The following is a 13,926-nucleotide window of genomic DNA, read 5'->3' on the forward strand; positions in this document are numbered from 1 at the left end:
GTGTAGCACTGGTGGCGATCGTGTTGGGGGGGCTGGCCGGCGGGCTGTTAGGGTTGAATCGGGCGCCTGACGCATCACCGCCGCAGACGGCGCGCGTCGATCGCGGCGACATCGAAAAAAGCGTGTTGGCTACCGGCATTTTGAAACCGGCCCGGCAGGTGAACGTTGGCGCGCAGGTCAACGGCCAACTGAAAAAACTGTATGTCAAACCGGGGGACAGAGTGGCTCAGGGCCAGCTGTTGGCCGAGATAGATCCGACGTTGCAACTTAACGAACTGCGCAAGTCGCAGGCCGAATTACGCAGCGCGCAGGCGCAGAAATTGGCGAGTCAGGCGCAGCTCAAGCAGTACCAACTGGAGTTGACGCGGCAAAGGGCGTTGGCGCGAGATCGTGCCGGCGTGGCCAGCGATTTGGAAAAAGCGCAGGCGCAGCACGACGCGCAACTGGCGCAGTTGAAAGTGAACGAGTCGCAGATCGTTCAGGCCGAAGTCGCGCAGGAAACGGCGAGAGCCAACCTGGCTTTTACCCGTATTACCGCGCCTATCGACGGCGAAGTGCTGGGTATCGTCACTCAGGAAGGGCAAACCATCGTCTCATCGCAAAGCGCACCGACCATTTTGGTGATGGCAGACGTGGATACGATGATGGTGCATACCCGCATATCGGAAAATGACATCTTGCAGGTGAGGGCGGGGCAGCCGCTGTGGTTTTATGTCGCCGCCGATCCCCGCCGCCGATATGAAGGGGTCATGGGTGCGATACAGCAAGCGCCGGCAGAAGCGCTGGAAGCCGATCCGCTGGGCAGAAATTCAAGCCAGCAAACGGCGGCGGTGTATTACAACGGCGTATTTGCCGTCGCCAACGGCGAACGTCGATTACGCACCGCGATGACGGCGCAGGTATTCATCATTACCGAACGCGCCACGGGGGTGGTGCGGCTGCCGATGGCGGCATTGGGAGAGGCTCTGGATGGCGAGCGCTATCAGATCAGAGTGTTGGAAGGCCAGCGGGTTGTCGCGCGCAGCGTGCGCATCGGGAAGCGCGATCGCCGCTATGCGGAAGTGTTGGAAGGCGTGAGAGTGGGTGAGCAAGTGCTGCTGGAACACCAGCCAGATACGGAGGGTGAGCATGTCAGCTAGCACGGATCCCATTATCGTTTTGGAGAACGTTTCGCGCGAGTTTCAAGCCGGAGATCAGAAAATCACGGTCCTCAAACGCGTTTCCCTGAGCATTCAGCGGGGAGAAATGGTCGCTATCGTCGGCGCCTCCGGCTCCGGAAAATCGACGTTGATGAATATTATCGGTTGTCTGGACAAGCCTTCTCAGGGGGATGTGTACATCAACGGGGTGGCGATTGGGCAAGCCGACGGCAATCGCCTGGCGCGGCTCCGCAGTCGGCATATCGGCTTTATTTTCCAGCGCTATCATCTGATGCCCTATCTGACGGCCGGTGAGAACGTGGCGATCCCTGCATTGTATACCGCCATGCCGGCCGCCGAGCGCCGCCTGCGGGCCGCGCATTTGTTGGCTCGCCTCGGGTTGGCGCAGCGCGGTGGCCATCGTCCGGCGCAGCTTTCCGGTGGGCAGCAACAGCGGGTCAGTATTGCCCGAGCTCTTATGAACGGCGCGGAAATCATTTTGGCCGATGAACCTACCGGCGCGTTGGATAGCACCAGCGGTCAGGCGCTGATGGCCATTTTGCATGAGCTGAACGCTGTCGGACACACCGTGGTCATCGTGACGCACGATCGGCGGATCGCCGAGCAGGCGCAGCGGATCATTGAGATCGGCGACGGCGAGATCGTGGCGGATCGTCGCCACGATGTCGCCCGACAGCGTTTTGCGTTCGAGAGGCCGCTGGCGTTGGCTGCGCCGCTGAAACGCATGAGCCCTTGGGCGGCGCTGCGAGAGGCGCTCGGCATGGCTTGGCGGGCATTATTAGGGCATCGGGTCCGGGCATTATTATCGATGCTCGGCATCATCATCGGCATTGCGGCGGTCGTTTCCGCCATCGCCATCGGTGAAGGCACGCGCCAAAGCATCCTCAGGGAAATCAGCCAGCTCGGCTCCAGCACGTTGGACATTCGTCCCGGATTGGGATGGGAAAAAACGCGTCCCGATTTTGCGCGTTCGCTGAGTGCGTGGGATGCAGCGCTGCTGGCGGCCTTGCCTTATGTCGACAGCGTTTCGCCGGTTATCAGCACTCAACTGTCGGCCGTGCGCGAAGGCAAGCAGGTGCCGCTCGCCGTGATGGGCGTCGGCGAAGGGTATTTCCGCACGCAGGGCATTCGGCTGCTTTCCGGTGGTCTGTTTACTGCGCAGGATCTGAGTGACCGCGCACCGGTGGCGGTGATCGATCCCTTGCTGCAACAGGCTCTGTTTTCTTCCCGGCAAGATCCGGTGGGCGCGGTTTTGCTGATCGCGGGTGTGCCTTATCGGGTGATCGGCGTCGCGCAGCGCCGCGGCGCCCAATACGCCGGTTCTCAACCGCTTGCCTGGCTGCCCCATACCTCCCTGACTGGCCGCATCGCCGGCGATATGCCGCTGGAATCGATTGTGATGCGAGTGAATGAAAAATTGACGTTGGAAGCGGCAAGGCGGGATGTGACCCGGCGTTTGACCGTAGAACATGGCCGGCGGGATTTTTTCACGCTGACCGACGATCAACTGACGCAATCCATTCAGCGTGCCTCCGACTCCATGCGATTGCTGATTACCGCGATTGCCGCCATCTCGCTGCTGGTCGGTGGGGTGGGGGTGATGAACATCATGTTGGTTTCGGTGACGGAACGAACCCATGAGATCGGCATTCGATTGGCGGTGGGCGCCGCTGAGAAAGACATTATGCGGCAATTTTTGATTGAGGCGGTGGTGATCTGCAGCCTGGGGGGCGTGTTGGGGATAGCCTGCGCCGCGCTGGTTAAAGGGATTCTGAGCGGCTTGGCGCCGCAGGTGACGATGATCTTTACCTGGCCGCCATTGCTGCTGGCCTGCGGGTTTTCGGCGTTGATCGGCGTCGGGTTCGGCTTCTTTCCAGCCCGTGCCGCCGCGCGCCTGCAGCCGGTGGAGGCGTTGGCGCGAGAATGAACCGACTTTTGATTTATGGACTGGTCATGCTGTCTTTGAGCGCTTGCGGAGGGCGGCCGATCGACGCCACGGCGCCACCGTCGTTGCCGCAGCAGTGGCGCGTGGTCGATGAACGTTCCGGTTCATTGCGGGCAGGCGTCGCCTGGTGGGAAAACTTCAATGATCCGCAGCTTTCCTCGCTGATCGATGGCGTGCTCATCGCGAATCAGGATCTGGCGCTGGCTGGATTGCAGTGGCGTGAGGCGATGTTGGAGGCCGGGTTGGTAGCCGGCAATGCGACCCCCGACCTGGCCGCCAGCCTGAGTGGCCGCAATACCAAGGCATTGCGCGGCGCGGCGCGGCCGCAAGAAAGTTACCGCGCAGGGCTGTCACTGAGTTATGAACTGGATTTATGGGGCAAGCTGGCGCGCATTCGCGAGCAGGCTCAGTGGCTGGCCGTCGCTTCGGAGTTGGATCGGCGCAATACCGCGTTGACTTTGATCGGCGCTACCGCTCGCGGGTATTGGCAGATCGCCGATTTGAATCAGCAAGTCACCCATCAGCAACAGGCGGTGGCGTTCGCGCGTGAGACTGTACGGCTGGTGGCGGCACGTCACACCGCCGGCGACGTCGGCCGATTCGAGTTGTTGCAGGCGGAGCAAAACCTATTGGCGCGTGAGAATCAACGGGATGAACTGGTACGGCAGCGGGAAGACGCTCGCAACTCGCTGGCGCTGTTGTTCGGCCGTTCACCCTTGCTGCGATACAGCGAAAGGCGAGCGCTACCGATCAACGAGGTGCCCATTGCGCCACGTCTGCCGGCGGCGGTGATGGCGCGACGGCCGGATGTGCAGGCGGCGGAGCGGCGCCTGCGGGCGGCGCTGGCCGGTGCGGAGGCCGCTACATTGCGTTTTTATCCGGCGCTGAGTCTGGATGCCGCACTGGATGCCGGCAGCGGGCTTTTCCGCCAATGGTTCAGTGAACCTTCGCGCTCGCTGGGCGCGACGTTGACGCTGCCGTTCATCGAGTGGCGCAAGATGCGCTTGTCCAGCGACAAAGCGACGTTGCAGGTGCAGCGCGCGGAGATTCAATTTCGCGATGCGGTTTACCGCGCGCTGGCAGAGGTAGACAGCGCCATGCGGGAACGTCTGGAAGCGCAGCGGCAAATCGGCAATCAGCAGCGGCATCTGGCGATGGGGCGACAAGCCGTGGCATTGGCCCGCCATCAATATCAGGCCGGTTCCGTCGCGCTGCAAACGTTGCTGGACGCGCAAGAGGCGGTGTTAGCCAGCGAGAATTCACTGTCGGCACTGCAATATCGCTACCTGAACGCCACGATGCAGCTCTGGCTGGCGCTGGGCGGCAACGAGGCTTTCGCATCCGGGCAAGGGGAGTAAGCATGGACAAAGAACGGAATACAAGACGCGTGGTGGTCACCGGTTACGGCGCCGTCACCGCGCTGGGTGGCAACGCGCCGCAAAACTGGCAGGCGATCATGGCCAACCGTTTGGCCTATCGCTATCACGATAAATCGGCGGCGGGGATCCACGCGCGCTTTTTTGCTTTGCTGGAGGCCGAACCGGCGTTGGAAGGCGTTGCCGCGCGGGTAAGCCGCCGTCTGCCCAGATTCGCCAGGCTGGCGCTGGCCGCCGCCACGGAAGCGATCGACATGGCGTTTTCATCTGGCCACGTGAGGCCCGGGCATTTTTATTCGTCGTTGGACTGCGGGGTGATTATCGGCAGCGGCTGGGGCGGCCAGGATGAGATCATGCAAAACAATGCGGACTATCTGCAATCCGGCATGGGGCAGCTGTTTGGCTGTTTTCACGCAATGCCCAATATTGCGACCGCCATATGCGGCCAACATTGGCAGTTACGGGGTTATCAAAGTTCGCCGGCGGCGGCCTGTGCGACCGGCGGCATCGCGATTGGCGATGCGTTTGAGGTGATCCGCAGCGGCCGCGCTTCAATGATGTTGGCCGGCGCGTCGGAATCACTGAGCGGCAATGGCGCGATATGGAACATCGACGCGTTGCGTTTGCTGAGTCGGGAGCAAAAGGATATCACCAAGGCCAGTTGCCCGTTCAGCCGGGAGCGCAGTGGCTTCGTGTTGGCGGAAGGGGCCGCCGTGTTGTGTCTTGAGGAGCGAGAGGCGGCTTTAGCGCGCGGCGCGACAATACTGGGGGAGGTCAAGGGATACGGCAACTTTTCAGACGCTTTTGACCTCACCGCACCGGCGGAGGATCCGCAGGCCAAGGTGAAAACCATTCGATGGGCTCTGGAACAGGCGGGGCTAGGCAATCATGAAATCGACTATATCAATGCGCATGGCACGTCGACGGCGCAAAGCGATGTGAACGAAACCGCTGCGATCAAGGCGGCTTTGGGGCGCGATGCTTACCGCACACCCATTTCCAGCACGAAATCCTATACCGGGCACTTGCTCGCCGCATCCGGCAGCTTTGAGGCGATCGTCTGCCTACAGGCGTTGCAGCAGCAAATGATGCCGGCAACCTGCCATTTGCACGAGAGCGATCCCGAATGCGATCTCGATTATATCCGCGAGGGGCATCGTCGCGGTCGTTTGCGCAATGTCATGAGTCTCAACTTCGGTTTCGGCGGCGCCAATGCAGCGCTGGTATTCGGCAATCACAATGGATAATGGTAGGGCATATGGAAAAGTATCATCGATTGTATGAGGCGATTTGCGGCCTGTTGTATGAAGCCAAAGGATTGGACAGAACGCTGCTATCGGCCGATATGCCGCTGCAACAGTTGGGGTTGGACAGCCTAGATTATATGGAGTTGATGCTGCTGGTTAGGCGTGAGTTCGGCATTACGCTCAATGCGGAAATGTTTATCGAACGGCCTGATCTGACCCTTGGCGAGCTGTGTCACGTTATGACCAGTCAATAATTCTCCCCCCCCAGGCGGCCGTGTGCGGCGGTCAGACCTGGGTTATTCCCCATCGTGACTTTTATTTCCTCCTGCCCTGACCTTTCCTCTTATCGATTCACATAAAGATTAATACTTATCGGTTTGGTTAAGATACGTTCGCGCCGGCGGATTTATTTCGTTTTTTTACGAGCCGTATAACGCTTTGAAACCCATGGCGCCTCGCGATTTTATTAGGATTTTTCTTTGTTTTGTCGGTTTGTTTGCCAATTTTAGCGCATGTGTGAAATGGAAGTATTAACGCAAACTAAAGTGAATCGGGAAGTATGCCGTCCTTATTATTTCTGATGGTGGCAGTTGAGCTGCGGTTTTCATTAATGAGGGGGCCTCAAGGGGGGCGCTGAAGGGGGGATTAATCCCTGTACACTGTTCGCGTTTGGCAAATCCGTTATACTCCGCGCTGGATGCAGGAACCTATCCATAGCCAGGGGAAACCCTGAGTGTCCATTGTGGTGATGTAAAAGGAAAATGACAGCCACATTTTTCCGATCAAAGTAATAGAGGTTGTATGTCTAATCGTAAACATCTGACGCCTTCTGAAGTGGAGAGACTGCTTGAGGTCACGCTGCATGGAAAGAATCCAGAACGCGATTATTGTCTGATTTATATGTGTTTTATTCATGGTTGCCGCGCCAGCGAAATTGGGGGATGGCGTTTGTCGGACATCGATCTGGAAGGCGGCAACATTTATGTTCATCGCTTGAAGAATGGTTTTTCCACGGTGCATCCGCTTTATCTGCGAGAAAGGCAATGTTTGCGGCGTTGGCTGGATAAACGCCGGCAACACCGTTGGGCCGATCAGGAATGGTTATTTCTTTCCAATCGGGGCGGGCGTTTGTCGCGCCAACGTATTTACGGCCTGCTTCGTCATTACAGTAAGGTGGCGAAACTGGAGATTAACGCCCATCCGCATATGCTGCGGCATGGTTGCGGATTTGCGTTGGCGGACCGAGGTATCGATACCCGATTAATTCAGGATTACCTCGGGCACCGAAATATTCAGAATACGGTGATTTATACCGCCAGCAATGCACAGCGCTTTAAAGAAATTTGGTAAGCGCGATTTAATAGAGTAACGGCAAGGAGTCACTTTGAACTAAACTGAAACATACTGTAAGGACGCGTAAAAACAATGTCAATATTCCTACGCTCACTTTGTCTGACAAAGGAGAATTTTATTTAAAAACATATAGTTGAGTTAATTTTTCATTTCTTCCGCACTCCAGCCATCTAAGCAAAATCCTAATCAAAGAAAAGTCAGTTTAAATCAATCGGCCAATCCCTTGGTTTTTTGGTCTGATTTGAGGTTATTTTGTTTTCTATTTGGCTTTAAATTCTGTCTTTTATTTGTTTTTTGGTTTTAAAAACCAAAGGAGTCACTTTAGTTCAAAATGAATCGTTTGGGTGAATAAGCCTTAGGCCATCAATAAGTTTGGTCAAGGGTATTTGCTCTTCGTGGAACTAAATAAAAGGGAATGACATTAAGGATATGTCGGAAATAAAACCATGCATATTTTGCATAATTTTAAGGAAAGTAGGATGAAAAAGAATCTGCTGGCTGTAGCTGTTTTGACCGCGTCTGCATTTACCACCTCCGTATTTGCCGCTGATGGCAAGCTGAATATCACCGGTAGCATCACCGATCAGTCGTGCACCGTCGATCCGGACTCCCAAAACAAGCAGGTCGCTCTGGGTAAGATCGCCAAAGATGCGTTTATTCAATCTAATACTGCAGGTGCCAAGGCATTCAACCTGGTGTTAAAAAACTGCCCGGCGACTGTCACCGGCGCCACCGTGCGTTTTGACGGCACTCAAGTTCAGGGCCAGTCCGGGTTGTTGAAGCTGACTGACGCCGCCGATGTTGCTGGTGGCGTTGGCGTACAGTTGCTGGATGATGCCAGCAATGTGCTCAATATCGGCAACGATTCCCGCGTATATACGCTGGCAGAGAACAAAGACAACGTTCTGGGCTTTGTGGCGCGTTATTACGCTTACGATACCGTTTCCGTCGGTAGCGCGAACGCCACCGCCAACTTCACTATCGCCTATCAGTAAATTCACGCCGTTATATCGGCGTGAGCGTTAGAAAAATGAGCCAGAGGCTGTGTCTCTGGCTCTTTATTCATCGGGGAAGATAACAAAATGAAAGCGGGATATTTTGCGCTGACGGCAGCGTTATTGATGGCGCTTTGGGCTCCGGCTCAGGCCGGCGTGATCGTGGGCGGGACACGGCTGATATACGACGGAGGTAAAAAAGAGTCCGCTCTGAATATCAATAATCCGGATGCGGTGCCTTATTTGATCCAATCCTGGGTCGATGCTCAAGAGGGGGAAAGCGCTAAAGCGCCGTTTATCATCACCCCACCGTTGTTTCGCTTGGACGGCGGCCAAAATAACCTGCTGCGCGTAGTGCGTGCGGGCGGCAATTTGCCGACGGACAGAGAATCGCTGTATTGGCTGAATGTGAAGTCTATTCCTTCGGTAGAAAAGAAAGAAAACACGCTGCAAATTGCGATCAAGACCCGCATCAAGCTGATTTATCGTCCCCAGGGACTGGCCGGCAATCCGGAAGAAGCGGCCGGCAAAGTAACGTGGCGGCGCAGCGGCGATCGGCTGCAGGTGACCAACCCTTCACCCTATTACCTCACCTTTTTTAATTTGAAGCTGAACGGCAGTGCCATTACCGGCAACACCATGGTTGCGCCGCAAGCTACCGCCAGTTTTCCGTTACCGACGGCGAAGGGTGGGGGAGGCAGCCTGAGCTGGCAAATCATCAACGACTATGGCGGAACCGGCCAGACCTATACCGGCACGTTATAGCCGGGCCGCGATGCGTGTTTTTTGGCCCCGGAGTAACGCTGGGGCCAGCGTTCGGCTTACCTGAATTTTAGGCGGCTGAGCCAATCGGGACAGGGAGTTAAAAGGATGAATAACCCGAATAGCATTGGTTTACCAGGGACACGATCGATTTTGGCCGGTTTGATGTCTTGCCAGGTGGCGCTGCTTTATCCAATCGGTGCAGCGCATGCACGTGATTACTTCAACCCGGCGCTGTTGGAGATTGACAACCCGGCGCTGCGTGGCGCCGATCTCTCCGTATTTGAGGAAAACAACAGCCAGGCGCCCGGCACTTATCGGGTCGATCTTTACCTTAACGGCGAACAGGTTGACAGTCTCGACGTCGAGTTCCGGCTGATGCCGACGGCTGGCGGAAAGCAAGCGCTGCAGCCTTGTTTCAGCGCGGAAAAATTGGCCGAATTGGGGGTGAGAGTCTCCATGTTCCCGGCGATCGCGGCGGAGGAGCGCTGCGTCAATCTGGCGCAGGCCATTCCTCAGGCTTCGACGGTGTTCCAGTTTAATCAGCTGAGATTGAATCTGAGCATTCCGCAAGCGGCATTGAACTTAAATGCGCGCGATTATGTTTCTCCGGATAAATGGGACTCCGGCATACCGGCGTTGTTGGTCAATTACAACTTCAGCGGCGCCAATAGCCAAACACGCGGCAGCGAACGGCAGAACAACAATAACTATTACCTCAATTTACGCTCGGGCATCAACTGGGGCGCCTGGCGTTTGCGTAACTATTCCATCTGGAATCACTACACCGGCGGCGCTTCATCCTGGCGTTCAATCAATACCTATCTGCAGCGCGATATTGTTGCGTTGCAAAGCCGCCTGACTCTGGGCGACAGCACAACGTCCAGCGAGGTGTTCGACAGCGTACAGTTCCGCGGCGGGCAATTGGCTTCTGAAGATGACATTCTGCCGGACAGTATGAAGGGCTACTCGCCGGTGGTGCGCGGGATTGCGCGCACTAACGCGCAAATCGTGATCCGGCAAAACGGCTACGTGATTTATCAAAGTTATGTGCCGCCGGGTGCGTTTGAAATTACCGATCTGTACCCCACGGGCGGCAGCGGCGATCTGAACGTCAGCGTGCGCGAGGCTGACGGGCAGGAGCAACATTTCGTGGTGCCTTATGCCGTGGTGCCGGTATTGCAGCGTGAAGGGCGTTTCAAATACAGCCTGACCAGCGGGAAATACCGTTCATACAGCGGCGGCGTTGATGAACGTCCGTTCAGCCAGGCCACCGGCATCTACGGTTTGCCGTGGGGGGCCACGTTGTACGGCGGCGTGCAAGCCGCCAGTAAGTACCAGTCTCTGGCGCTGGGGTGGGGGCAGAACATGGGGGCGGTGGGGGCGCTGTCCGCTGATGTCACTCAGGCATGGACCAAGCAGGAAACTCGGCCGAAAGAGCAAGGGCAATCATGGCGCCTGCGTTACGGCAAAAACTTCATTGAAACCGGCACTAACTTCAGCTTGGCCAGCTACCGCTATTCCACGCGTGGTTTTTATAGCCTGCAAGAGGCGCTGGAGAGTTACGGCGGCAACAGCGCGATCTATAACGATCACAAAAAGAGCCGTGCCGAGTTGACGATGAGCCAGAGCCTGTGGGATCTGGGAGGAACGCTGTCGCTCAGCCTGTTTAACGAAGACTACTGGAATGACAATCGTCGTTCGCAGTCGGTCAGCCTCAGCTACAACAACAGTTGGGAAGCTGTCAGTTACGGACTGAATTACACCTTCAGCCAGAACGGGTATGACAACAACGGCAACCGCAGCAATATTCGCGACCATATCGTGGCCTTCAACGTCAGCGTGCCGCTCAGCAAATGGCTGCCTGGCAGCTACGCCACCTACAACATGAACGCCAGCCGCAACGGCGCCACCAGCAACAATCTTGGGTTGAGCGGCACCGCTTTGCCGGGCAACAACCTGAACTACAGCATCAGCCAGGGCTACACCGGCAGGGGCGTGGGGGCGAACGGTAATATTCAGGCGGACTACAAAGGCGCCCTCGCCGAGTGGAACCTGGGGTATGGCTACGATCGCCATCGCCAACAGGTGAGCTACGGCGTGCAGGGCGGTGTTCTGGTGCACCAAAACGGCGTCACGCTGTCGCAGCCGCTGGGCGATACGGTGGCATTAGTGCAGGCGCCCGGCGCTTCAGGGGTGGATGTTTTGAACCAGACCGGGGTCAGCACCGACTGGCGCGGCTATGCGGTTGTGCCTTACCTGACGCCTTATCGGCGCAATATCGTCGGCCTGGACGGCGAGTCTTTCGCCGAGGATGTCGATATGACCTTGAGCAGCCAAACGGTGATCCCAACCCGTGGCGCCGTGGTGCGTGCCAGCTTCAATCCGGATGTCGGTGCCCGCGTGTTGCTGACATTACTGACGCGCAGTGGCAATCCGGTGCCGTTCGGCGCCACCGTCAGCAATCTCAATAGCCCCTCTGATAATGCCGGCATTGTCGGTGACGGCGGGCAGGTTTATTTGGCCGGCATGGCGGAGAGTGGCCGGCTGCAGGTTAAGTGGGGCAATGACGCGGCTCAGCAGTGTCAGGCTAACTATCAATTGGCTAATCAGCCAGAGAGCGGCGGAATACGTCTCGTTAACGGACTGTGTTTATAAGGTGCAGACAATGGCGACAGGAATATCGATTCAACGCAGGGCGATCGCCGGTGGGCTGCTGGCGTGCGCAATACTGGCTGTACAGCAGGCGCAGGCGGCGCCAGGGCAGTGTACGCCGATATCAGGAACGCACGGCTTTTCATTTGCCTTTTCCCCAAGCTTAAGCGACCCATCGCAAAACGTGACGGGGCGGATTATCAAGAACGCGGATAAGAACGCATGGAACTTGCCCGGTTCGTATTATGTGAAATGCGAATGTACCGCTCGCACGGCTTCTTACATCACCGCCAAAATGCTGTTGACCAACCCGGTATTTCAGGAGGGCGGATTGACGTATTACGCGTTGAACGAATATCTGGGCGTCGCCAGCGAGGTCTTCGTGGCGGGGCAGCGCAATGAATACCTTGCTGCACCCTTTACCAATGAGACTAACCGTAAGACCAGCATGGATGGCGATGATGAATCCTGCGCCCGTTCGCCCTACAACAGCGGCGCGCGTGGGCGCATTCACCTGTATTTCCGTCGGCCCTTCGTTGGCGTGACGGCGATCCCGAATACCCGACTGGTGGAAACGTATGTATCGGTAGTGAGTGGCGTGAAAAGCGATACGCCGGTTTCCACCATCTCTATGAGCGGTACCGTCACCGTGCCGCAGAGTTGCGAGATCAGTCCCCAGACGGTGGTGATCGACTTTGGCGATATCGTCAGCACCCATTTCCAAACGAAAGGCGCGATGCCACCTCGTTTCACACCGGAAGAGAGAACGCTGACGCTGTCTTGTCGCAATATTTCCGAGGGCGTCAAAGTCAGTCTGTCATTTCGCGGCGAGGCCGACGGCAACATGCCGGAGGCGCTGAAGACCAGCAACCGCGACATCGGCGTGATGATTAAGGATATGCAGGGCAATGTGATTCGGCCGCAGAGCGGGCGCTTGCCCATCGATGACTTCAACTATCCCGACCAAAGCGGCAGTTCGCGGATCAGCGTATATCCGATCAATACCACCGGGCAAGCCCCTTCAGTGGGGCAGTTTAATGCCACGGCAACCATTCAGGCCGAAATCCAATAAACGGATATTTCAACGGCAGCGGGCTGACGGGCCCCTGCGTTTAACGACAAGGAGCAGATTATGGTGAAAATGTGTAATCGTTTTGGCTGCAACCTGGCGCTGACCGGCGCGTTGCTTTTGACCGTACCGGCGGCGCTCGCGGTATCGAAAATAGTGATTAGCGGCAACATTAAAGCCGCCCCCTGCGAAATCGACGGTGCGAACGGCACTGTGTCCGTCAATTTGGGAGACGATATTTCCGCTGCTACCCTGGCGACGTCCGGGGCTTTCAGCCCCTGGATAGAGTTTCCTCTGACGTTAAAAAACTGCCCAAGCACCACCACCTCTGTCGTCGTGACCTTCAGCGGGACGCCCGCCGAGGAAAGCGCCAGCTTGTACAAGAGCAACGGCGGCTCTCGTCGGGTGCAAATTGAGTTGCAGAATAGCCAAGGGGCCAACCTGGGCAATGGCAAGAGCATGACGCAACTGGTGGATCGCGCGACGAATAATGCCAGATTCGATTTACGTGCGCGGGCATACAGCACCCATGGCGGATCGACGCCAGGTTCAATAGACGGCGCTCTGCAGGTCACTTTTGTCTATCAGTAGGCAATGGGACAAAAGGACCGGCGTGGGCGGAAGGTTAACGACAGAGTTAAGGTGATGATATGAAAATCAATTATCCCAATGGAATGGCCTTGGCGGCGGGCAATGAAGCGGCGGGTGCCGTGGCTGTCATGGAACCCTGCGCCATGACGGCTCTGGGGATGAGAAACCGGTTGATTGAATCCTGTGGTCTCCAACCTGGCAACATTCGGCAGGTGGCAAATCTGGTGGAACTGAGAGCCTTATTGACTGAGCATCCGCATCGTTTATTGGTGATGGAGCTGTGTGGTCAATCAGAGTCGGTATTGGAGGGATTCAAGCTGATCGCTGAGGTGCGGGAAAACTCGCCGGACACCGCGATTGTCATCTGTACGGCATTGGATGAACCGAGGCTGTTGCGGCAGCTCATCGCTTCCGGTATTCGCGGCCTGATGCTGAAGCAGGAACCGGCTATTGCATTGACCCACTGTGTTCAGCAAGTCCTGACAGGCAGTTGCAGCTTCAGCCACCGGGTACGCCAACGTCAATTGCATGAGGCTGGCGCCGATAAACCGCTGACGGCGAAGGAACTGGATGTGTTGACCCAACTGTTTTCCGGTAAGAGCGTGACCAGCGTGGCGCTGACCATGTGCCGTGATATCCGCACCGTCAGCACCCATAAACGCAATGCGATGTTGAAGCTGGGGTTTCACAGCGATGGGGAACTGTATCTTCAGGGGAAATGGATGGCTGCGCAAGGTTCATCCTTGGTTCGCTAGGCAAGCGCACGAGGTCTC

At 56.9% G+C, this 13,926-nt stretch carries 12 protein-coding genes; all 12 read left to right on the top strand.

Going from position 1 to position 13,926, the window contains the following annotated elements:
- Positions 1-44: 44 nt before the first annotated feature.
- The 12 genes from ACUTQY_RS06005 (at position 45) to ACUTQY_RS06060 (ending at position 13,908) form a co-directional block, all read left to right on the top strand.
- Positions 45-1,139: an efflux RND transporter periplasmic adaptor subunit gene (locus ACUTQY_RS06005; protein WP_226773025.1), complete on the top strand. Its 1,095-nt coding sequence runs from the start codon at positions 45-47 to the stop codon at positions 1,137-1,139.
- Positions 1,129-3,087 (top strand): MacB family efflux pump subunit, encoded by a 1,959-nt coding sequence (locus ACUTQY_RS06010; protein WP_033644807.1) that lies wholly within the window; start codon positions 1,129-1,131, stop codon positions 3,085-3,087. Before ACUTQY_RS06005 ends, ACUTQY_RS06010 begins: the two co-directional genes overlap by 11 nt.
- A gap of 26 nt (positions 3,088-3,113) precedes the next feature.
- Complete coding sequence (locus ACUTQY_RS06015) at positions 3,114-4,463, top strand: efflux transporter outer membrane subunit (protein ID WP_046688534.1); 1,350 nt, start codon at positions 3,114-3,116, stop codon at positions 4,461-4,463.
- Positions 4,464-4,465: 2 nt separating this feature from the next.
- Positions 4,466-5,728 carry a beta-ketoacyl-[acyl-carrier-protein] synthase family protein gene (locus ACUTQY_RS06020; protein WP_033644809.1) on the top strand — a complete coding sequence of 421 codons (1,263 nt, stop codon included), beginning with the start codon at positions 4,466-4,468 and terminating at the stop codon, positions 5,726-5,728.
- Between the two features lie 11 nt (positions 5,729-5,739).
- Entirely contained in the window at positions 5,740-5,982 is a 243-nt protein-coding gene (locus tag ACUTQY_RS06025) for an acyl carrier protein (protein WP_033644937.1), read from the top strand.
- 547 nt (positions 5,983-6,529) lie between these two features.
- Entirely contained in the window at positions 6,530-7,078 is a 549-nt protein-coding gene (locus ACUTQY_RS06030) for a tyrosine-type DNA invertase (RefSeq protein ID WP_033644811.1), read from the top strand.
- Between the two features lie 482 nt (positions 7,079-7,560).
- Positions 7,561-8,076, top strand: coding sequence for a fimbrial protein (locus tag ACUTQY_RS06035; protein WP_033652146.1), 516 nt, complete (start codon positions 7,561-7,563; stop codon positions 8,074-8,076).
- Positions 8,077-8,163: 87 nt separating this feature from the next.
- Positions 8,164-8,841, top strand: coding sequence for a fimbrial biogenesis chaperone (locus ACUTQY_RS06040; RefSeq protein WP_046687742.1), 678 nt, complete (start codon positions 8,164-8,166; stop codon positions 8,839-8,841).
- A gap of 105 nt (positions 8,842-8,946) precedes the next feature.
- Positions 8,947-11,496 (top strand): fimbria/pilus outer membrane usher protein, encoded by a 2,550-nt coding sequence (locus ACUTQY_RS06045; protein ID WP_096242565.1) that lies wholly within the window; start codon positions 8,947-8,949, stop codon positions 11,494-11,496.
- A 10-nt stretch (positions 11,497-11,506) separates the two neighbouring features.
- Positions 11,507-12,565: a fimbrial protein gene (locus ACUTQY_RS06050; protein WP_046687740.1), complete on the top strand. Its 1,059-nt coding sequence runs from the start codon at positions 11,507-11,509 to the stop codon at positions 12,563-12,565.
- 60 nt (positions 12,566-12,625) lie between these two features.
- On the top strand, positions 12,626-13,153 hold the full coding sequence (locus tag ACUTQY_RS06055) for a fimbrial protein (protein WP_128868583.1): 528 nt from the start codon (positions 12,626-12,628) through the stop codon (positions 13,151-13,153).
- A gap of 59 nt (positions 13,154-13,212) precedes the next feature.
- Entirely contained in the window at positions 13,213-13,908 is a 696-nt protein-coding gene (locus ACUTQY_RS06060) for a response regulator transcription factor (RefSeq protein WP_042785287.1), read from the top strand.
- Positions 13,909-13,926 lie beyond the last annotated feature (18 nt).

This window comes from Serratia sp. TSA_130.1, from assembly GCF_052691795.1.